Origin of the sequence: Citricoccus nitrophenolicus, from assembly GCF_047305825.1 — a bacterium.
Classification (GTDB): Bacteria; Actinomycetota; Actinomycetes; order Actinomycetales; family Micrococcaceae; genus Citricoccus; species Citricoccus nitrophenolicus.
This window is the reverse complement of the sequence record NZ_CP063070.1, coordinates 1,333,629-1,353,944: the sequence shown is the minus strand read 5'-3', so window position 1 is coordinate 1,353,944 and position 20,316 is coordinate 1,333,629. Positions and strand designations below refer to the sequence as shown.

Here is a 20,316-nt window from a genome sequence, read left to right as displayed (position 1 = left end):
CCTCGGTGGTGCCCGCTCAGCTGGCGGCGTGCACGTCAGCGACCTCCAGCGCCTGGTCCAGGATGTCCAGCCCCTCGTGCAGCACCTCATCGGGGGTGTTCAACGGCGGGGCGATGTGCAGGCGGTTCTCGCTGACAAAGGGCAGCAACCCGAGCTTCTTGCACTCGCCCGCGAGCGCGCCCATCTCCGGGCTCGCGCCGCCGTAGGGCGCCAGTGGCTCCTTGGTGGTGCGGTCCCTGACCAGCTCGACCGCCCAGAAGGCCCCCAGCCCGCGGACGTCCCCCACGGAGGGATGGCGCTCCATCAGCTGGCGCAGCCGCGGTCCGAGGATCTCGGTGCCGATCCTTGCGGCGTTCTCCACCATGCCCTCTTCCTTCATGGCGTTGATCGTGGCCACAGCTGCGGCGCAGGCCAGCGGGTGGCCGGAGTAGGTCAGCCCGCCCGGGTAGGCACGGTCGGTGAAAGTGGCGTAGACCTCCCCGGAGATCGCCACGCCGCCGAGCGGCACGTAGCCGGAGTTGACGCCCTTGGCGAAGGTCATCAGATCCGGCTCCACACCCCAGTGGTCCACGCCGAACCAGCGGCCGGTGCGGCCGAAGCCCACCATGACCTCATCGGCGATGAACAGGATCCCGTGCTTCCGGGTCAACTCCCGCACCCCCTCCATGTATCCGGCGGGCGGGACGAAGATCCCGGCGGTGCCCGGCACGGATTCCAGGATCACGGCGGCCACGGTGCCGGGGCCCTCCAGCTGGATGACCTGTTCGAGGTGCTCCAGCGCGCGCTCGGTCTCCTGCTCGGGGTTCTCGGCATGGAATGAGCTGCGGTAGGGGTACGGCGGGAAGAAGCGCGCGACGCCGGCCGTGCCCCGATCCGAGGCGAAGCGCCGGGCGCTTCCGGTCACGTTCACGGCCAGGTCCGTGCCGCCGTGATACGAGCGGTAGGCAGAGAGGACCTTGTTCCTGCCGGTGTGCAGGCGGGCCATGCGGATGGCGTGCTCCACGGCCTCGGCACCGGCGTTGGTGAAGAAGACATGGTCCAGGTCCCCGGGGGCCAGCTCGGCCACGAGCCGGGCCGCCTCGGAGCGGACATCGTTGACGTGGGCGGGGGCGATCGTGGCGATCCTCGCCGCCTGCTCCTGGATGGCGGAGACCACCGCGGGGTGCGAGTGGCCGATGTTGGTGTTGATCATCTGGGAGGAGAAGTCGATCAACCTCCGGCCCTCCCCGTCCCAGACGTGTGAGCCCTCGGCCTTCAGGATCGTCATCGGGGTCAGGGCGCCCTGGGCGCTCCAGGAGTGGAAGACGTGGGCGCGGTCCAGCTCATAGGCTGTGCGGCCGGCTGCCAGAAGATCCTCGCTGATGGACGGGTCCGGGGTCACGGGCTGGATGGTCATCGACTCTCCTGACGCTGGTGCGGGCGGCGGCGCTGGCGGCCCAGGGGCTGTGCGGATATCCGGTGTGGTGCAGGACACCACTGGGCACCAGCATGCCCGATCCGACCGGCGAAGGGTGAACCGTGTCACCGGCCGTCCGCCACGGCCCGGGCCGGCCCGGGCCGGTCGCAGGGTGGCGGGGGCACCGGAGTGGTGGCGATGATGGGATAATCACCTCCATGGACCCCGTGACAGAGACCGTTGACGAGGCCCGGGACGCCGGTGCGACCGCGGAGACGGGCCTGGAGGGTGTCCGATGGCTCTCCTCCCAGGAACGCCGCGCCTGGCTGACCCTGGTGGCCACCCACATGCAGCTCATGCCCACCCTGGAGGCCGACCTGCAGCTGGAGGGCACCGTCAGCTTCTTCGAGTACCAGGTGCTGGCCATGCTCTCCGAGAGTGACGACGCGCTGCCCATGAGCGAGCTGGCCGCGCGGACCAATGCCTCCCTGTCCCGGCTCTCACACGTGGCGCGCAAGCTCGAGAGCCGGGGCCTGATGGCCCGGAGTCCGTCCAGTGAGGACGCGCGCGTCACCATGGCGAAGATCACGGAGGTGGGGATGGCGGAGATCGCGCGGTTGGCCCCGTTCCATGTGGCCAGCGTGCGGGCGCGGTTCCTGGACAGCCTCGACGATCAGGACCTGGCGGATATGGGCCGGATCGGGGCCAAGATCCTGGCCCACCTGGATCCGGACCACTGGGTCTTCCGGGATCCGGCCCTCGCGGATGACCGGCCGCAGCAGGCCTGAGGGCGCCGGGATCCCAGGTGGATCCCGGTTTGGAGGATTCGCGCCGCTGGCCTAAGATGGAACGGCGTTAAGCCACGTTGTGTTGTGGCGTGCCCCTGTCCGCACGGGCCGCTCCTGCACCGGAAAACAACGTGCTTCCCGTAACCGGATCCCCGGCCAGCCTTCACCGGCCTCGGCAGGGGACTCACCGTCTTCCCCCGCGATACAAGGGCACTTCGGCTGGCTCTCACCCAGTCTGGTTACCCCTTCGGAAAGTCGCAGTAAGAGCGCGGTGTCACAACTGGTGGCGGGACTCGTGGAGCGCCCGGTTCGTCCGGAGGTTCCACAACGGGTTCCGCCCGTTCTTTTACTACTACTTGCAACGAGGAGTGATCATGGCAGCTAACTGCCAGGTAACCGGGGCTGGGCCGGGCTTCGGCCACAGCATTTCCCACTCGCACCGTCGCACCAAGCGTCGGTTCGACCCGAACATCCAGAAGAAGACCTACTGGGTCCCGTCCTTGCGCCGCAACGTCACCCTGACGCTGTCCACCAAGGGCATCAAGACCATCGACGTGCGCGGGATCGACGCCGTCGTCGCCGACCTGCTTGCCAAGGGAGTGAAGCTCTGACATGGCCAAGGACAAGGACGTACGTCCCATCATCAAGCTGAAGTCCACCGCCGGTACCGGGTACACCTACGTGACCCGCAAGAACCGTCGAAACACCCCGGACCGTATCGTGATCAAGAAGTATGATCCGGTCGTCCGCCAGCACGTCGAATTTCGAGAGGAGCGCTGAGGCATGGCCAAGAAGTCCATGATTGCCAAGAACGAGCAGCGTAAGGTCATCGTTGCCCGCTATGCCGAGAAGCGCTTGGAGCTGAAGAAGACCCTGGTGGATCCGAACGCCTCGGACGAGGCGCGCGAAGCCGCACGCGTGGGCCTGCAGAAGCTCCCCCGCGACGCCTCCCCGGTGCGCGTGCGCAGCCGCGACTCCATCGACGGCCGTCCGCGCGGTACCTTCCAGAAGTTCGGCATCTCGCGTGTCCGCTTCCGGGACATGGCCCACCGTGGCGAGCTGCCCGGCATCACCAAGTCCTCCTGGTGATCACCGGCTAGATTGCCGGTGACGGTGCCCGCAGGGCGCCGTCCACACCATCCTGAAGGGGTGGCAGACCATAGGGTCTGCCACCCCTTCGGCGTTGGACGGAGCGGGGCCCGAGCCGGTGCTGCGGCCCGGAGAAGGGGCTGAAACAGGGGAAATCGAGGAGAAATTGCCGCGAATCCCCCGAATTCCGCGTGTTTCCGCGCTTCCGAGGCGTGTTTTCGCCGATCCGGGTGGTAGTTTTCGAAGCACGCGCCCGGATCTGCCGGTTCGGGCCAAGGGAAACCACCATCGAAGTCCAGGAGGACACATGGCTATGAACCGCAGCGAACTGGTTGCCGCCGCCGCCGAGAAGACCGGCAACTCCCAGGCCGCCGTCAACGGCGTGCTGGATGCCGTTTTCGAGATCTTCTCCGCACAGGTCTCCAAGGGTGAGAAGGTCACCATCCCCGGTTGGATCGCCGTGGAGCGCACCGACCGCGCCGCCCGTACCGGCCGCAACCCGCAGACCGGCGAGTCCATCGAGATCCCGGCCGGCCACTCGGTCAAGATCTCCGCTGGCTCCAAGCTGAAGGCTGCTGCCACCGGCAAGTGATCCGAGAGGGCCGATGGCCGGATCCCCCAGGGGGCCGGCGCAGACCGCCCGCCGAAGGCGCCCCACCGCGTGGGGCGCCTTCGGCGTTTAAGGCACCTCATCGTTTGGGCCCCAGGGCCAGTCCGCGGGGCCGATGCCTTCACCCCCCCCAGCGGTTTTCTACAGCCGGTAGAACCCACGTAGCATGGAGCACTGACTAGCGCACGGCGGCAGGGAGGTGCTCGGTGTCCACTCGAAGAGTGCTGAGCCCTGCCCGGACCGGGCACGCCGCGGATCGGACCCCGGCCCGTGGTGCGGCACGGCTGCTGCGCGGTTGGGCCGCGGCCGTGGTCGCCACGGTGTTGGCGGCCGGCTCCCACACCCTGGCGAACCTCGTGGAGACGGGTGTCTCCCAGGCCCCTCACCATGCCGGCCCCGCCCCGATCCTCTGGATCCTCACCCTCGCGCTGGCTGGCCCGGTGTGCACCGCCCTGGCGGGACGCCGGCTGTCCTGGTGGCGGCTCGCCGCCGGGGTCGCCACCAGCCAGCTGCTGTTCCACTGGCTCTACTCCGCCGCCGCACCGGCGGTCGCACCCACCCTGACCGAATCGGGGCTCCACTCGGGACACGGGGCGCAAGCCGTGTCCACGGTCGGTCTCGCCGCCACCGCGAAGGCAACAGCCGACGCCGGTCCTGGGGCGGGGGCCGGCGAGGTCCCGGGGGCCGAGGCCGCCCTGCACTCCGACTCCCCAGCCATGATGGCCGCGCACCTGCTCGCCGCCGTGGTCACGGTGCTGGCACTGCGCCGTGGGGAGGTCCTCGCCGCCCGGGTGGCGGAGCTCGCCGTGGGCCTCATCCTGCGTTCCCCGGGGGCCAGGCTGGCCCGATGGGTCCCTGCCGTCCCCGTCCGCCGGGCCTCGGCGGCACGGTTGACCGTGGTGCACCGCCCGGATGACGTCCTGCTGCCCTCCCTGCGGCTGCGAGGTCCGCCGGCAGGAGCACAGCTCGCCCTGGCCGCCTGATCGTTTCTCGATCCGCCGGCTGGCCGGGCTGCTCCCGCCCCTCCAACCGCGGACCACCGCCCGGCGCCTTCCGGCCCCGGGCTGCAAAGGACACCATGACCATGCAACGCAACACGTTCCAGAACACCCTGCCCACCCTGCCCACCCGGACCTCCCCGGCCCGCCGCGCCCCCTGGGCCGGAGCCGCCGCGCTCACCGCGGCGGGACTGCTCACGCTGGCCACGGCCGCCCCGGCCGCGGCCCACGACCAACTGCTGTCCGCCACCCCGGAGGCCGGCACCGCGGCGATCGAGGCCCCGAGCCAGCTCAACCTCACCTTCTCCGGCAATCTGATCACCGGTGAGGGCATCACCAACGCGGCCACCGTGACGGATGAGAACGGCCACCAGTGGCAGGACGGGGAGTCAGCGGTCTCCGGCCCCGAACTCAGCGTCGAGCTGTGCGAGGGCATGCCCAACGGCGAGTACCAGGTCAGCTACCGCGTGGTGTACTCGGACGGCCACTCCGAGGAGAAGAGCTATGACTTCACCCTCGAGGACCCGAGTGCCCCCGAGCAGGCGGTGCCCGAGGACTGCGGTGTGGTGAACCCTGACGCCCCGGTCTCCTCGGACGCGACCGCCACGGATCCCGCCACCACGGAATCCACCGCCGCCACGGATCCCGCCACCACTGCTGATGACACCCAGGAGTCCGGGGAGGCCACGTCCCAGGACAGTCAGGACCCCGCCCCCGCCGTTCCCGGCTGGGCCTGGGTGGCCGCGATCGGCGGCCTGCTCGTGGTGGTGGTCGCCGTGATCATGGTGTTCCGCAAGGCCAAGGGGATCGACGCCGGCCCCGGTGCCGACCAGAGGTAGGCCCAACCCGGTCCCGGGAGGCGACGCGCCGCCGTCGTCCTCCCGGGTCCTCCGCCGGCGGCACGCCGGAGGGCGGCGCGGGAAACTGCGAGAGAATGGACACTGTGACTTCTTCGAGTTCTACGAGCACCACCGAGCGAGACTCCGGTGCACCGGTCTGGCTGTGGCCCGCGGCCGGCGTGGTCGGCGCCGTGGCTCTGGTGCTGGCGGCCGCCTGGACCGGCATCACGGCCGTGGATGAGCTCTCGGACCCTGGCGCGCTGACGCGCTGGGGCCTGCCGATCGCCGAGCTGGTGCACAATCTGGCCATGCCCACGGCCGTGGGCGCCCTGGTCTTCGCCTGTGTGATCATGCCACCCCGGAAGGGCGGCGCCCGGAGCGGGCGGTCCGGTGCGCGCCGCTCCGGGGACGCCGCGGAGACGGAGCACCCGGCCTTCACCCGCCTGATGCAGGTCGCCACGGTCTCCGCCGTGGTCTGGACCCTCTCGGCACTCGCCGTGCTCGTGCTCTCTTACTCGGACCTGGCGGGGATGCCCCTGGACCCGGGGGCCAGCTTCACCTCCGGGCTCGTCGGCTATCTGCAGGACATCTCCGTGGGTCAGGCCTGGACGGCGGTCACGGTGATCGCCGCGGTGGTCACCTCCCTCACCCTGGCGGTCCGCTCCACCACCGGACTGGCCTGGACCGCCGTGCTCGGGCTGGTCGGCATCGTCCCGCTGGCCCTGATCGGCCACTCGGCCTCCGGCGATGACCACAACGGCGCCGTCAACTCCATCGGCCTGCACCTGCTGGGCGTGGTGGTGTGGATCGGCGGGCTGATCGTCCTGGCCCTGGTCTCCCCGCGGCTGCACGGCCCGAACGGCGCCGCCGGCCAGGCCTCGGCCCACCGAGAGGGCCCCGAACCACTGGTCTACACGGTGGTCTCGCGTTACTCCCTGCTGGCCGGCCTGGGGCTGGCCACCGTGGTGATCTCCGGGATCGTCAACGCCGCGATCCGGATGAACACCCTCGAGCAGCTCCTCAGCCCCTACGGCCTGCTGGTGCTGGCCAAGCTCCTGGGCTCCCTGGCCCTGGGCCTGATCGGCCTCATGCACCGGCTGTGGATCATCCCGCGGCTGGCCACCGGGACCACCGCCCCACCGCCCGCGGCCAAACGGCTGCTCTGGCAGTTGATCGCCGTGGAGGCTGCGATCATGGCCGCCGTCATGGCGCTGGCCACCGTGCTCTCCCGCACCTCCCCGCCCGTCCCCGAGGAGCTGCCCCCGGACGCCACCCCCGCCCGCATCCTGACCGGATACGACCTGCCGCCGGAACTGACCTTCCAGACCTGGTTCTCCGAGTGGCGGTTCGACTGGCTCTGGGTGGCCATCATCGCGTTCCTGGCCCTGTGGTATCTGCGCTCCGCCCTCCGGCTGCTCCGGCGCGGGGACGGCTGGCCCGTTCTGCGCACCGCGTGCTTCCTGCTCGGGCTGGGGATCCTGTTCTGGGTGACCTCGGGAGCTCCGGCCATCTACGGCCAGGTGCTGTTCAGCGCCCACATGGTGGCCCACATGACGCTGACCATGATCGCGCCGATGTTCCTGGTCCTCGGGGCTCCGGTGACCCTGGCGCTGCGGTCCCTGCCGGCCCGGACGGACGGTACCCGCGGTGCCCGCGAGTGGATCCTGTGGCTCGTGCACTCCCCATTCGCGAGGTTCGTCACCAATCCGGTGGTGGCCGCCGTGAACTTCGCCGGCTCCATCCTGGTCTTCTACTACACGCCGATCTTCGGGTTCGCCCTGCAGGAGCACCTGGGCCACGAGTTCATGAACGTGCACTTCCTGTTGACCGGCTACCTCTTCGCCTCGGTGATGATCGGGATCGACCCGCTGCCGCGCACGGTGCTGTACCCGATGCGACTGGTCATCCTGTTGGCCACCATGGCCTTCCACGCGTTCATCGGCGTGGCCATGACCTCCTCCGAGTCACTCCTGCAGGCCTCCTGGTTCGGCTCCACCGGCCGCGACTGGGGGCTCTCGGCGATCGCCGACCAACAGATCGGCGGTGCCGTGATGTGGGGCATCGGCGAGGTGCCCACGGTCATCATGGCCGTGGTGGTCTCCGTGATGTGGTCCCGGAACGACGCGAAGGAGACCAGACGCCTGGACCGCAAGGCCGACCTCAACGACGAGGCCGAGCTGAAGGCCTGGAACGCCATGTACGAAGAACTCGCTGAGCACGAGGAGCCCCGCCGATGACCGGCCCCACCCACCACCGCCACCTGACCTCCCGATGGGCCGGTCCGTTGGCCGCCGGCCTGACCGCCGCTCTGCTGCTGGCCGGCTGCTCGGCGGGCCCCGAGGAGGCCGGCTCCGGGAGCGACGGCGGCGTCCCCGCCAATCCTCACGGCATCACCTCTCAGGAACCCTCGGGAGCGGCGGCTCCGGGTGCGGGCACCTCCGGCGCGCCGGGCGGTGGCTCCGGCGCATCGGCCTCGGAGGGGGCTGCGGTGGCCGAGGCCGCCGACGCGCGTCCGGACCAGCGGGCCGTGGGCGCCGCCGCCGAACGGGCCGCGAGCTACGGCTTCACGAACCAGGTCTCCGCCACGGACCTGGCGATCGCGGACACCCGGGAAGAGGCGCGGCTGCGCCAGACCAACACCTCCGGGACCACCGTGGACCCGGGCGAGTGCAAGGCCCCGCTGACGGCCGTGGACTGGTCGCCCATCCTGATGCCGGGGGCGGAGGCCTCGCGGATCGACTTCGGCTCCGAGGCCTTCGCCGGCACCGGCACCGTGGAGGTCGCGTCCCTGGAGGACCCCGCCATGGTGGAGCAGCACCTCGCCAGTGTGGAACGGCTGGTCTCCGAGTGCCCCGAACTGACCATGACCGTCACGGACCAGGACCAGCAGGCCTCCACGTTCGAGTTCACGGCGCGGGGATCCGAGGCCTCGGGAGGCGCGGTGGACTCCGGGCTGGTGTGGACCCGCACTCCGGCCGCCGGGGGCGGGACGACCACGGCACAGGTGCTGATCGGCCGGACGGCCGAGCACGTGGTGATGGTCTCGTTCATCGGGGGCGAGGAGGTGGCCGGCGAGGAGTTCGCCACCATGGCCGAGCAGGTCCTGGCCGCCGCGGAGTCGGGTTTGGACAACTGACGGCGGCTGACGGCGGCTGACGCCGGTTGGTGACGGGCGCGGCGCTGTGAACCGGTCTCCGGGAGCGGCTACCCCTCTGGCTGCGGGTGCCCGGGGCCGGCCTCGCGGCGCAGCCGGGCCAGGCTGGTGGCCACCACGGCCAGGCACCCGAGGCAGGCCAGCGCCACCACGGCCAGGGAGGCCGGGTAGGGGGAGACCGGCAGGAGTGCCGCCAGCAGGGTGGGCAGCAGGAAGCCCGAATACGCCACGGCGTAGAAGATGCCCGTGAGCCCGGCGAGGTCCCCTGGGGCGGCGATGGCCTGTACGTGGGCCAGCCCGGACACCACGGTGATGCCGTAGGCGGACCCGAGGACCACCCCCACCAGGAGGGCGAAGGCCGGGGCGCGCAGGATGCCGGCCACCACGGCCAGCAGCATGCCGGCGGACATCAGGGCCAGGCCGATGGACAGGGCGCGGCCCCTGGTGCGGCGGTCGATCCCGGCGACGAAGGGCTGGACCGCCGCCCCGCAGCCGAGCGTCAGTACGGTCATGACCGTGGCGTAGAGCGTGGCCCACTCTCCGAGGTTCGGGGCCACCACGGCTGGCACGACCGCATAGGCCACGCCCGAGGCGGCGAACACCCAGGGCGCGGCGGGCAGCACGATCCGGGTGAAGCGGCGGTGGCCGACCGAGGGGACGCGCAGGTCCTGCCACCAGGGGCCGGCGGTGGAGGCGGGAGCCTCTGCACCGGAGGCCGGGGTGAGCATGGCGGTGCCGCGGGTCTCCGGTGCCCTCAGCAGCGGCAGGGCCGCCAGGACCGTCAGCGCCAGGTGGACGGCATAGGGGGTCTGGGCGGGTGCAGGCCCCCACTGGGCCAGTGAACCCGTGACCCCGGCACCGAGGGCGAAGCCGAGGGTCAGGGTGAGTGAGGGGCGCCGGGCGCCGGCGCCGTCCGGAGCCCGGGCCTCGTGCGGGGGAGAGGAGAGCTCCTTGATCCAGCTGGCCCCCACGGACATGGCCGCACCCACCCCGAGTCCGGCCAGGAGCCGGCCCACGCTGAGCAGCCCCATCGACTCCAGTCCGCAGGCGAGCAGGATGCTTCCGAGGGCTCCGGAGGCCAGTCCCGCCACCAGTACCGGACGCCGCCCATACCGGTCCGAGACGGCGGCAGCCACGAGCAGGCCCGGGATCAGACCGAAAACGTACATGCCCAGCAGCAGATTGGCCTGCCAGGGCGAGTAGTGGCCGATCTCCTCGTAGACGTGCAGCAGCGGGGTGAAGTGGTTGCCGCCCCAGGCCAGCAGGAACACGGCGGGGGCCACCCGCAGCCATGGGGCCGTCCGGACGCGGCTCACCGGGTGCCCTCCGTGGCGGCCGGTCCCGCTCCCGACACCCATCCTGCTCCAGACCCCGTCCTCGGAGCCGACGGGAAGTGGGCGGCGGCGATGTGATCTCGCACGGCAGCGGCGAAGGCGGGGGCATCACCGGCCTCGATCGGCCGGATGAGTGCCTCGTGCTCGCGCCGATAAAGTGCCGCGGCCGTCCCGTCGCCGCTCACGGCCAGATAGGTGAGCCGGGCGAACCGGGGCCCCAGGGCTGCGGCCAGCTCGGCCACCACGGCGTTGCCGCCGGCCTCGACGATCCGCAGGTGGAAGTCCACGTCCCGCTCGGAGAACGCCAACAGGTCGCCGGCCTCCAGTGCCGACTGCTGGGCGGACAGGCTGGAGCGCAGTCTCTCGGTGAGCCGGCCCCGTTCCGCTGCGGAGCCGGCCACGAGCTGGATGCCGCGGATCTCCAGAGTGGCCCGCAGGTCCACGAGGTCCCGGCGCTCGGCCGGGGAGACGGCGGTGACGATGGCACCCTTCTTGGGAACCAGCCGGACGAGCCCCCAGGACTGCAGCTGGACCATCGCCTCCCGGGCCGGGGTGCGGCTCGCGCCGGCCTCCTCGGCCAGCTGGGCCTCGGTGAGCAACTCACCGGCCCCGATCCGGTCCTCCACAATCGACCGGGCGGCCGCGGCGGCGATGCGCAGGGCCATCGAACGGGGAGCGGGGTCATGCCAGGGCAACAGGATGCGCTCGGAGACTGTGCCGGTGTCCGAAGTGGTCATGAGGCCACCCTACGCCTTGCATGCATTGATGCATGCATCAGTGGTGTGGCTGGGACACCCTCTCGGAGTCCTCAGCGGAGCCGGAATCTCTGGCGTCCGGGCCCCCGACGCGTAGGCTCCCGCGACCAGAGGCCGTCCACGGGAATGCGATCAGTGCCCGGGTCGGTTGTCCTTGTATGACGTACCCGGGCCAGCGGTTGGCGCCGCCCGGAGCCAACGGATGAGAATGGAGCCCATGAGCACCCCTGCCGACCAGCCGGTCACCGATCCGAGCACCCCAGCAGCCTCCGCCGCCCGCGCGACCTCAAGGGTGCGAGCCTCCGAACTCGTCGGCCGCAACTGGCTGAACACCGGCGGGAACGCGCTGGACCTGGAGGGACTGCGCGGCAAGATCGTCATCCTGGACTTCTGGTCCTTCTGCTGCATCAACTGCCTGCACGTGCTGGACGAGCTCCGCCCCCTCGAGGCCGAGTTCCATGACGTGCTCGTGACGGTGGGCGTGCACTCGCCCAAGTTCGACCACGAGGCGGACCCGGACGCGCTCGCCGCCGCCGTGGAACGCTACGACGTCCAGCACCCGGTGCTGGACGATCCGACCCTGACCACCTGGCAGGCGTACTCTGCCCGTGCCTGGCCCACCCTGGTGGTGGTGGACCCCGAGGGCTACATCGCCGCGCACCTCTCCGGCGAGGGCCACGTGGCCGGGCTGACCTCCCTCGTCAACGAGCTCGCGGCCGAGCATGAGGCCAAGGGCACCCTGCACCGCGGCGACGGTCCCTATGTGCCGCCTGAGCCGGTGGCCCGGGACCTGAAGTTCCCCGGCAAGGCCATCGCCCTCGGGGCCCGCGGCAGCCAGCCCGGGACCTTCCTGGTGGCGGACACCGGCCACCACCGCCTCGTGGAGCTGGCCGGGGACCTCGTCACTGTGGTGCGGACCATCGGTGGCGGGGTCACCGAGGGGGTGGGTGTCAAGGGCATCGACGACGGCGGCCCGGCCACCTCCCGGTTCAACGAACCCCAGGGGCTGGCCCTGCTGCCCGAGGCCGTGGCCGAGGCGGTCGGCTATGACGTGGTGGTGGCGGACACCGTCAACCACCGCCTGCGCGGCGTGCGGCTGGCCGACGGCACCGTCACCACCCTGGCCGGCAACGGCGTGCAGCGGCTGATCGATCCGGAGCGGGCCCGCGTGGCCGCGGACCCGGAGCATCCCGAGGAGACCGTCTCGCTCGAGCCGTTCGGCACGGGCCCGCTGGAGACCTCCCTGTCCAGCCCGTGGGACGTATTGTGGTCCACCGCCGAGGACACCCTGATCGTGGCGATGGCCGGCACCCACCAGATCTTCAGCTTCGATCCCCGCACCGGGGACCTGGCCGTCTACGCCGGCACCGGGCTCGAGGGCCTCGAGGACGGCGGACCCCGTGAGGCCTGGTTCGCCCAGACCTCCGGGCTGGCCGAGTCCGCCGACGGCACGCTGTGGCTCGCCGACTCCGAGTCCTCCGCACTGCGGGCCATCACGCCGGGTGTCCCGGCCGACTCGACTGGTCCGATCACTGCGGGTGGCGCGCCGGGGCGGACGGTGCGTTCCGCCGTCGGGACCGGGTTGTTCGACTTCGGGTTCCGGGACGGCGCCGCCGAGCAGGCACGCCTGCAGCACCCGCTGGGCGTGGCCGCGCTGCCGGACGGCTCCGTGCTCGTGGCGGACACCTACAACGGGGCGATCCGCCGGTACGCGCCCGCCGGCACCGCCGCGGACGGCCGGGCCACCGAGGCCGAGGTGTCCACCGTGGCGCGCGGGCTGAAGGAGCCCTCGGACGTGCTCGTGGAGCCGGATGAGGACGGGAACCCCGCCTCGATCGTGGTGGTGGAGACCAACGCCCACCAACTCGTTCGGTTGGCCGTGCCCAAGGAGTACCTGCAGGTGGACGAGGGGGCGCTGCAGACCCAGCGCCCCCGGACCGCCATCGCCGCCGGGGACCTGGAACTGGCCGTGGCCTTCGCCGCGCCCACGGGACAGAAGCTCGACGACCGCTGGGGGGATCCGACGCAACTGAAGATCTCCTCCTCGCCGGAGGACCTGCTGCTGGGCGGCGACGGCACCTCCACCGGGCTGAGCCGCACGCTGCGGATCAACCCGGACGTGCCCGAGGGCGTCCTGCACATCACGGCGCGCGCAGCCTCCTGCGACGGTGAGGCCGGCCAGCCCATCCCGGACCATGCGGCCTGCCACCTGTACCAGCAGGACTGGGGCATCCCGGTGACGGTGCACGCCGGTGACGTGCGCCCGGAGGGTGAGGGGGCCGGCGTCGTTCCCGAGACGCGCTTGGACCTCGACCTGCGCGGGATACACTGACTCACGCCAGCACCGCACCCGATAGACCCGAAGGCGGCTGTATTCCCATGACCACCCTGGTTGTTGCCTCGTCCCAGCACGGTTCCACCCGAGAGATCGCCGAACGGATCGCCGAGGTCCTGCGCGTGAACAAGGGTGTGACCACCGTGGTGGAGGACACCAAGGACGCGCCGAAGTGGCTCGCGACCGTCGACGCAGTGGTGGTGGCCCTTCCCGTGTACGGCGGCTCCCTGGACAAGGCCGGCAAGGCCTTCCTGGACACCCACCGGGCCGAGCTGGCGGACAGGTCCCTGTTCATCGCCGTGTCCGGCGGCAGCCCCGAGCTGGATCCGAAGCTGCAGGCCGTCGTGGATGCCTACGGTGCCCGGGACACCGCCTACCTGCGTGGCGCGGTGACCGAGGAGAAGCTGGGCTTCAAGGACAAGATGCTGATCAAGCTGGCCAAGGGGCAGTTCGGCGACTTCCGCAACTGGGATGCCGTCGAGTCCTGGGGCAAGTCCCTGGCGGCCCGCGGAGCGAACTGACCACCAGGCCCGGGAGGGACTCCACGAGCGCTGGGAGGGGCGGTCAGGCGGGGGAGTAGCCCATACGCCGGCTGACCTCCAGGCCGGCGTCCTGTAGGGCGGCGAGGACCTCGGGGGCGCTGGGGTCGAAGCGGAATTCCGGACCGGAGACACTGATGCCGGCGATCACCACGCCGCGGTGATCGCGGACCGGGACGGCGAGGGAGACCAGGCCGATCTCATACTCCTCCCGCGCCGTGGCAGAGCCGGCGTGGGCCACCTCGAGCAGTTCATCCTCCAGCCGGGCGCGGGTGGTGAGGGTCCGGGAGGTGAACCGCGGCAGGCGGGTGCCTCCCAGGAGGGCTCCGCGCTCGTCTGCGGTGAGTGCGGCCAGCAGGACCTTGCCCGAGGCCGTGGCGTGCAGCGGGGTGAGGCTGCCGACCCAGTCCTGGGTGCCCAGGGTGGAGGGCCCGCGCGCCTGGTCCACGTTGACCGCGTAGCCGGAACGGAGCACGGCCAGGTTCACCGTCTCCCTGGCGCTCGCGGCCAGCTCCCGCAAGTACGGTCCGGCCTCCTGGACCAGGTTCAACCGCCCCGGGATCGCGGCGGCCAGGCGCAGGATGCCGAAGCCCAACTGGTACTTGCCCCGCTCGTGGTCCTGTTGCACGAGCTCCCTGGACACCAGGGCGCCGAGCAGCCGGGAGGCGGTGGACTTGTGGATCCCCATCTCCGCGGCGATCTCACTCACCCCGGCCAGGCCCTCGCGCGCCAGGATCTGCAGCACGGTGGCGGCCCGGTCCACGGACTGCACCCCGGGGGAGCCGCCGTTCTCGGCGGCAGCCTCCGGGGCAGTACCGGCATCGGCAACGGGAGCGGCAGGGGCCATGGAGGCCGGTGCCGGGTCGAAGGGCGTCTGCGGTGGGGTCACCCTCCCATTGTGCCTGCCGTCCATGGCCTACACGGCGGCGTCCTGCCCCTTGCCCCGCAGCCGTTCACGCTGGTTCGGATTGACCGAGGGGCGGAACGGCACCTCCACCACCTCGCCGGCCACGGGCCTGCCGATGACGTCCGCGTAGCGGTCCGGCACATGGATCCACAGCTCCGTCTCCAGGGATGTCATGGCGAGCGGGACATAGCCCAGGGCGATGTTCTGGCCCAGTTCCGGGGAGAACCACGGTGAGGTGACGTAGCCGACGGCGTCCCCGTCGTGGGTGGCGGAGATCAGCCAGAAGTCCGGGGCGTAGTCGTCGATCCGCTGCCCTCCCATGCGGATCCCCACCATCTGCAGGGCGAAGGGCGGGGTGCCCGCCTCGATCTGCTGACGCGCCGCCTCGAGCGAGGCCTTGCCGATGTAGTCGGCCTCCTTGTGACGCGGAACTTGATAGGCCAGGTTGGTCTGGAAGGGCAGGGTCTCCTGGTCCATGTCCTGGCCCCAGGACAGGATGCCCGCGGCCACCCGCCGGTGGTGGGCGGGGGCGATGACCTGCAGTTGGTGACGCTCCCCGGCCCGCAGGATCGCATTCCACAGGACCTCGGCATGCAGGGTGGCGTCATGGAGATAGATCTCGTATCCCTTCTCCCCGGAGAACCCGGTCTGGGAGACGATCACCTCACGCCCCTCCACGGTTCCGGACATCAGACCGTAAGAGGGCACCTCGCGGACCTCCGGGCCGAAGAGGTCGGCCATCAGGTCCACGGACTTCGGTCCCTGGATCTGGACCGGCGCCACGTCGATCTCGCGGATGTCCACGTCGAAGCGCCGGGGCGTGTTGACGCCCTGGAGCCAGAGCATCAGATCGGAGTCGGAGAGGCTGAACCAGAACTCGTCCTCGGAGATCCGGAGCAGCACCGGGTCATTGAGGATCCCGCCCTCCTCGTTGCACAGGATGACGTACCGGGCGTGCATCACCGGGATCCGGGTGGCGTCCCGGGTGATGACGTAGTTGACGAAGTCCTCGGCCTGCGGGCCCTTGACCCGGATCTGACGTTCCACTGCGACGTTCCACAGGGTCACGTGGTTGACGAGGGCGTCGTATTCGACCATCGCGCCGCCGTCCTCGTGGGCTACATAGCCGCGGGGGTGGTACATGCGGTTGTAGACGGAGGCCCGCCAGCAGCCGGCCTCCATGGAGAGCTGCCAGTAGGGCGACTTGCGGACGCGGGTGTCGATCAGCATCTGGACCGGCGTGGGGCCGGACTGGCGCAGGTTGATGGGGACGGTGCGGTCGGACTGGTCCACGGTGGGGCTGTTCGGGTGGTTGGGCTTCATGGCTCTGCTCCTGGGCGCTGCGTGTGGGGCGGAAGAGGCAGGAAGGCGGCAGGGACGACGTCTGAACAGCCTCTCCAGAAGTTGCGCATCATGAACCACGTTCCGTCATGCGCATCTGGTGCTGTCACGGTAACGGCGCACTCCACCCCTTGGGAAGAGGTGTGGACCCAGGATTTCGGCCGGTTCAGGGGACCCTGGGCGTGAGCGTCACGGTCTCGGCCGTGACGTCCAGATCCGCCTCGAGGGTGAAGGGATCGCGGTGCTCCACAGGGAGCCGTTCGCCGGTCACGAGGTCGATCTCCTGCAGCGTCAGGTCCGCGTGCGCCTCCACCGGATCCACCACGGTGGCGTCCTCGCCCTCGGCGGGCAGGGGGACCACGGTGGCCTGGAGATCGCCGGTCACGGACCACTCGATCGTGTCCGGGGGGATCCGGTTCACGGTGTCATAGCCCATGGGGCACCCGGCCGGCTGCAGGACCTTCTGCTCGGTGCACCCGGTCAGGTAGGACTCCAGCTGGCGGTTGACCTCCCCGGACACGGCATCCGTGTACTGCATGGCCAACTCCAGCACCGCAGGCTCGGCCGGCTCCGCGGGAACCGCCTGTTCCACCACCAGCCGGGCTGGATCCGCCGCCAGGTACGTGCTCTCGAACGTCGCGTCCACCACGAGTGGGGGCAGCACGGCGAAGCCCTGGCCTGTCCGCGCGCCGCCTCCGTCGTCACCGTCCGTGCCGCCGTCACCGTCCGTGCCGCCCGGGCTCTCCGCCGAAGCCAGGGGGGCCTGCACGCCGTTGACCGCCGCAGTCACCGGACCGGACGCCGCCTCCGTCGGCAGATTCACCGGATCCACCTGCACGGTCTGGACGGGCACGGCAGCCATTCGCCAGCGATCGAAGAACAGCCAGTCCCGGCCGGCCTTCTCCACCGAGAAGGTGGTGCTGTGCTGCCTCCCATCCACCGCGTAGCCGACTGACACCTCGGTGGACCGGCCGTCCGGGGCATCGGCGCCGCGGGTCACCGTGAGCTCGCCGAGGGCCGCCATGCCGGTCTGCAGGGCTTCACCCTGGAGCAGGCTCGTGGCGGTCCCGGCCGGAAGCCCGGCCTCGGCACCGGAGGATGCGAGGGACATCGCCGTGCCGCCCTCGCCGGCGGCCAGCGCGTCCAGGTAGTCCTGCACCTGGGCTTCAGGGGAGTAGACCGTGGCATTCGCCGTGCCGATGGCGATCCCGCCGGCCGCCAGTGCCAGGACGGCGCCTCCGCCCCACCACCACGGGGCTCTGCCGCGTCGGCCGGGCTCAGCCAAAGAGTCCACCGGAGCGTCGCCCGCGCCGCTTGGTCCCGAAGATGGAGCGGACCACGGACCGGCCGAAGGCCGTCGCGGCGGTCCGGGCCAGATCCTGCACGACGTCGGCCGCCGGGTTCCGCTCGGCCCGGCGGTCCTGGTCCGGGGCGTCCTGATCCAGGATCTCGGTCTCGATCCGGGAGGCCTCTGCGTCCACGTCCTGCTGGGACTGGCCGGTGGCCGGCGTCTGGGTCGCCACCGAGCCACCGGTCGGCACCGGAGCGTCCGGTGAGCCTGGAGCAGAGCCGGCCGGGCCGGCGTCGTGCGCGGTGTTCGGGGTGCCCGCGCCCGTGAGGCGCTCGTGGGCCGACTCGCGGTCCTGGGCCTGGCCGTAGGCCTCCAGTAGTGCGGACCCGGCCACAGCGGCGTCCAGCACCTCAGGGGAGGACGGGCCCATGGTGGACTGCGGGGACCACATGCGGGTCAAGGCCACCGGGGTGGGGGAGCCGTCCTCGTCCATCACCGTGACCACTGCCTCGCCGGTCCCGGCGGAGGTGAGGATCTTCTCCAGGTCGTAGGAGGTGTGGGGGAAGGTCTGGACCGTCTGCTTCAGTGCCTTGGCGTCCTTCGGCGTGAAGGCTCGCAGGGCATGCTGCACGCGGTTGGCCAGCTGGCCGAGCACGTCCTCCGGGACGTCCTGCGGGGACTGGGTGACGAAGAAGATGCCCACGCCCTTGGAGCGGATCAGCCGCACCGTGGTCTTGATGGTGTCCAGGAAGGCGTCCGAGGCGTCGTTGAAGATCAGGTGGGCCTCATCGAGGAAGAACACGAGCTTCGGCTTCTCCGCGTCACCCACCTCGGGCAGCTCGGCGAACAGGTCCGCCAGGAGCCAGATCATGAAGGTGGAGAAGAGCAGGGGCTGCTGCTGCAGGGTGGGCAGCTCGAGGCAGGAGATGACGCCGCGGCCGTCCGGCGCCTGGCGGAGCAACTCGGCCGTGTCGAACTCAGGCACGCCGAAGAACCGGTCCATGCCACCGGCGGCCAGGGTGGTGACCTCGCGCAGGATGACGTTGGCAGTGGCGGTCGATACCCCACCGAGTCCCTTCAGCTCGGCCTTGCCCTCCTCCGAGGTCAGATGCGTGACCACGGCCCGCAGGTCCTTGAGGTCGTCGAGGGGCAGCTCGCGCTCATCCGCCCAGTGGAACATCAGGGTCAGGCAGGACTCCTGTGTCTCGTTGAGGTCCATGATCCGGGAGAGCAGCAGCGGGCCGAACGAGTCCACGGTGGCGCGGACCGGGATGCCCTGCCCGTCCCCGCCCAGGGCCAGGAACTCCACCGGTGAGGCCTTCGACTGCCAGTCCATGCCGGTCTGCGTGGTGCGCTCGGTGAGCTTCTCGCTCGCGGTGCCGGCCGTGGCCAGACCGGAGAGGTCGCCCTTGATGTCTGCCAGGAACACCGGAACCCCCGCGTTGGAGAGCTGCTCGGCCATCACCTGCAGGGTCACGGTCTTGCCCGTACCAGTGGCGCCGGCCACCAGACCGTGGCGGTTCATCATCCCCAGGGGCAGCTGCACCGGGGCATCGGAATGGACCTGGCCGTCCACCATGGCTGCGCCCAGGGTGATCGACTCGCCCTCGACCCGGTAGCCGGTGCGGATGGACTCCAGCAGGACGGTGGACTCGGGGGCTGATGTGGGCTGACCGTTCTGGCCGTTCTGCGATGCACTCATGACAGGCATCCTAGAACGAGGTCCTGCCTCCGCGTCAGGTGAAGATCAAGGCCACGGCGATCATGGCGGGGATGGCCACCACCGTGGTGACCAGGACCGTGTCCTTGGACGCCACCACCCCGGACTCGTAGCGGTTGGCGGCCACGAACACGTTCTGAGCCGTCGGCAAGGAGGCCAGCACCACCGCGATCAACAGCTGTTCGCCCCCCATGCCGAGGATCGGTCCCGCCAGGACCCAGGCCAGCACGGGGTGCACCACCAGTTTGATGACCGAGGCCAGGGTCACGTCCCGGCGGCGCCCCTCGCGCCGGTCCAGCGGCCTCGATCCGACCAGGGAGATGCCGAAGGCCAGCAGCATGCACGGGATGGCCGCGCCGGCGATCAGTCCGATGGACTCGTCGACCGGTCCCGGGAAGCTCCACCCCGTCGCCGAGAACAGGATGCCCATCGCGGAGCCGATGATCATCGGATTGACGAGGATCCGGCCGACCAGCGCGAAGAAGCCACGCGCCCGCCGCAGGGGGCGCCGCCCGTGGAGGGGGCGGCCGGCGCCGTGGGTTCCCGGACCCTTCTGACCTGTGGCGTCCTGCTGGTCCCTCCGGGCCTCCGCGGCGGTGGCTGCGTCCATGGAGGCCACGTAGATGGGCGTGTAGATCGCCAGTTGGAAGATCAGCACGGGGGCGGCCAGGGCTGCGTCATGCAGGACATAGGTGGCGATCGGGATGCCGAGGTTGGCCGAGTTGACCATCGAGGAGTTCAGGGCGCCGATGATCGTCTCGGACGCGCGGCGGCGGCCGAGCAGGAACCGGGAGCACAGGAGGTAGACCCCGGCTGCCACCAGCGCGGAGAGTCCGGCGACCCACAGCTGGGGGCCGAACACGAGTCCCACGTCCGCGTCCGCGAGAGTCTCGAAGAGCAGGGCGGGGCTGGCCACGAAGAAGGCGGTGCGGGAGAGGACCGGCTGGGCGTGCGGGCCGAGGGCCCCGGTGCGGCCGACCACGAACCCGGCGAGGATGATGATCCAGATGACCGTGAACCCGGAGATGACCTCCAGCACCGGTGGCCCCCTCCTCGGATCGGCATGCTCGGAGGCTGCGGCCGTCAGGGTCCGAGCAGGAATCCGGGCAAAAAAGAGAGCGGGCGACGGGAATCGAACCCGCGTATCTTGCTTGGGAAGCAAGCGCTCTACCATTGAGCTACGCCCGCAGGACACGAGCCTATCGGCCGGTCACGCGCCA

19 protein-coding genes and 1 tRNA gene are annotated in these 20,316 nt (G+C 70.7%); 11 read left to right on the top strand and 9 right to left on the bottom strand.

Annotation, left to right across the window (positions count from 1 at the left end; all coding sequences use genetic code 11):
- Positions 1-16: 16 nt before the first annotated feature.
- Positions 17-1,396, bottom strand: coding sequence for an aspartate aminotransferase family protein (locus IMT31_RS06235; RefSeq protein ID WP_345360042.1), 1,380 nt, complete (start codon positions 1,394-1,396; stop codon positions 17-19).
- A gap of 281 nt (positions 1,397-1,677) precedes the next feature.
- Between IMT31_RS06235 and IMT31_RS06230 the strand changes: the two genes are divergently transcribed.
- The 9 genes from IMT31_RS06230 (at position 1,678) to IMT31_RS06190 (ending at position 8,856) form a co-directional block, all read left to right on the top strand.
- Entirely contained in the window at positions 1,678-2,184 is a 507-nt protein-coding gene (locus IMT31_RS06230; protein ID WP_413544378.1) for a MarR family winged helix-turn-helix transcriptional regulator, read from the top strand.
- Positions 2,185-2,558: 374 nt separating this feature from the next.
- Positions 2,559-2,795 (top strand): 50S ribosomal protein L28, encoded by a 237-nt coding sequence (rpmB, locus tag IMT31_RS06225; RefSeq protein ID WP_309812673.1) that lies wholly within the window; start codon positions 2,559-2,561, stop codon positions 2,793-2,795.
- 1 nt (position 2,796) lies between these two features.
- Positions 2,797-2,964, top strand: coding sequence for a 50S ribosomal protein L33 (gene rpmG / locus IMT31_RS06220; protein ID WP_345360051.1), 168 nt, complete (start codon positions 2,797-2,799; stop codon positions 2,962-2,964).
- A gap of 3 nt (positions 2,965-2,967) precedes the next feature.
- A complete protein-coding gene (rpsN, locus tag IMT31_RS06215; RefSeq protein ID WP_345360054.1) occupies positions 2,968-3,273 on the top strand; it encodes a 30S ribosomal protein S14 in 306 nt (101 codons plus the stop codon).
- Between the two features lie 307 nt (positions 3,274-3,580).
- Positions 3,581-3,865, top strand: a complete 285-nt coding sequence (locus IMT31_RS06210; protein ID WP_345360057.1) for an HU family DNA-binding protein — start codon at positions 3,581-3,583, stop codon at positions 3,863-3,865.
- Positions 3,866-4,104: 239 nt separating this feature from the next.
- The gene (locus IMT31_RS06205) at positions 4,105-4,866 is read left to right on the top strand and encodes a hypothetical protein (RefSeq protein ID WP_413544111.1); all 762 of its coding nucleotides are present in this window, start codon (positions 4,105-4,107) and stop codon (positions 4,864-4,866) included.
- A 95-nt stretch (positions 4,867-4,961) separates the two neighbouring features.
- A complete protein-coding gene (locus IMT31_RS06200) occupies positions 4,962-5,720 on the top strand; it encodes a copper resistance protein CopC (RefSeq protein ID WP_413544110.1) in 759 nt (252 codons plus the stop codon).
- Positions 5,721-5,815: 95 nt separating this feature from the next.
- Complete coding sequence (locus tag IMT31_RS06195; RefSeq protein WP_378109371.1) at positions 5,816-7,957, top strand: cytochrome c oxidase assembly protein; 2,142 nt, start codon at positions 5,816-5,818, stop codon at positions 7,955-7,957.
- A complete protein-coding gene (locus IMT31_RS06190; RefSeq protein ID WP_413544109.1) occupies positions 7,954-8,856 on the top strand; it encodes a hypothetical protein in 903 nt (300 codons plus the stop codon). Before IMT31_RS06195 ends, IMT31_RS06190 begins: the two co-directional genes overlap by 4 nt.
- A gap of 68 nt (positions 8,857-8,924) precedes the next feature.
- On the opposite strand, the gene IMT31_RS06185 is transcribed toward IMT31_RS06190, so the two are convergent.
- Both IMT31_RS06185 and IMT31_RS06180 read right to left on the bottom strand, forming a co-directional pair.
- Positions 8,925-10,190, bottom strand: a complete 1,266-nt coding sequence (locus IMT31_RS06185; RefSeq protein WP_413544108.1) for an MFS transporter — start codon at positions 10,188-10,190, stop codon at positions 8,925-8,927.
- Positions 10,187-10,945: a GntR family transcriptional regulator gene (locus IMT31_RS06180; protein ID WP_413544107.1), complete on the bottom strand. Its 759-nt coding sequence runs from the start codon at positions 10,943-10,945 to the stop codon at positions 10,187-10,189. The genes IMT31_RS06185 and IMT31_RS06180 overlap by 4 nt, the downstream gene beginning before the upstream one ends.
- A 235-nt stretch (positions 10,946-11,180) precedes the next feature.
- On the opposite strand from IMT31_RS06180, the gene IMT31_RS06175 reads away from it, so the two are divergent.
- Both IMT31_RS06175 and IMT31_RS06170 read left to right on the top strand, forming a co-directional pair.
- Positions 11,181-13,295 carry an NHL domain-containing thioredoxin family protein gene (locus tag IMT31_RS06175; RefSeq protein WP_413544106.1) on the top strand — a complete coding sequence of 705 codons (2,115 nt, stop codon included), beginning with the start codon at positions 11,181-11,183 and terminating at the stop codon, positions 13,293-13,295.
- A gap of 47 nt (positions 13,296-13,342) precedes the next feature.
- Positions 13,343-13,819 carry a flavodoxin domain-containing protein gene (locus tag IMT31_RS06170; RefSeq protein WP_345360081.1) on the top strand — a complete coding sequence of 159 codons (477 nt, stop codon included), beginning with the start codon at positions 13,343-13,345 and terminating at the stop codon, positions 13,817-13,819.
- Positions 13,820-13,862: 43 nt separating this feature from the next.
- Here IMT31_RS06170 and IMT31_RS06165 read toward each other — a convergent pair whose 3' ends face one another.
- From IMT31_RS06165 to IMT31_RS06140, 6 genes are all read right to left on the bottom strand, one after another.
- A complete protein-coding gene (locus tag IMT31_RS06165) occupies positions 13,863-14,684 on the bottom strand; it encodes an IclR family transcriptional regulator (RefSeq protein ID WP_413544377.1) in 822 nt (273 codons plus the stop codon).
- 69 nt (positions 14,685-14,753) lie between these two features.
- Positions 14,754-16,067, bottom strand: coding sequence for a glycine cleavage T C-terminal barrel domain-containing protein (locus IMT31_RS06160; protein ID WP_413544105.1), 1,314 nt, complete (start codon positions 16,065-16,067; stop codon positions 14,754-14,756).
- Positions 16,068-16,251: 184 nt separating this feature from the next.
- On the bottom strand, positions 16,252-17,370 hold the full coding sequence (locus tag IMT31_RS06155; RefSeq protein WP_413544104.1) for a hypothetical protein: 1,119 nt from the start codon (positions 17,368-17,370) through the stop codon (positions 16,252-16,254).
- Positions 17,363-19,078 (bottom strand): helicase HerA-like domain-containing protein, encoded by a 1,716-nt coding sequence (locus tag IMT31_RS06150; RefSeq protein ID WP_413544103.1) that lies wholly within the window; start codon positions 19,076-19,078, stop codon positions 17,363-17,365. Before IMT31_RS06150 ends, IMT31_RS06155 begins: the two co-directional genes overlap by 8 nt.
- A gap of 34 nt (positions 19,079-19,112) precedes the next feature.
- A complete protein-coding gene (locus IMT31_RS06145; protein WP_413544102.1) occupies positions 19,113-20,135 on the bottom strand; it encodes an AEC family transporter in 1,023 nt (340 codons plus the stop codon).
- Positions 20,136-20,213: 78 nt separating this feature from the next.
- Positions 20,214-20,284: transfer RNA gene (locus tag IMT31_RS06140), tRNA-Gly, on the bottom strand.
- Between the last annotated feature and the right edge of the window lie 32 nt (positions 20,285-20,316).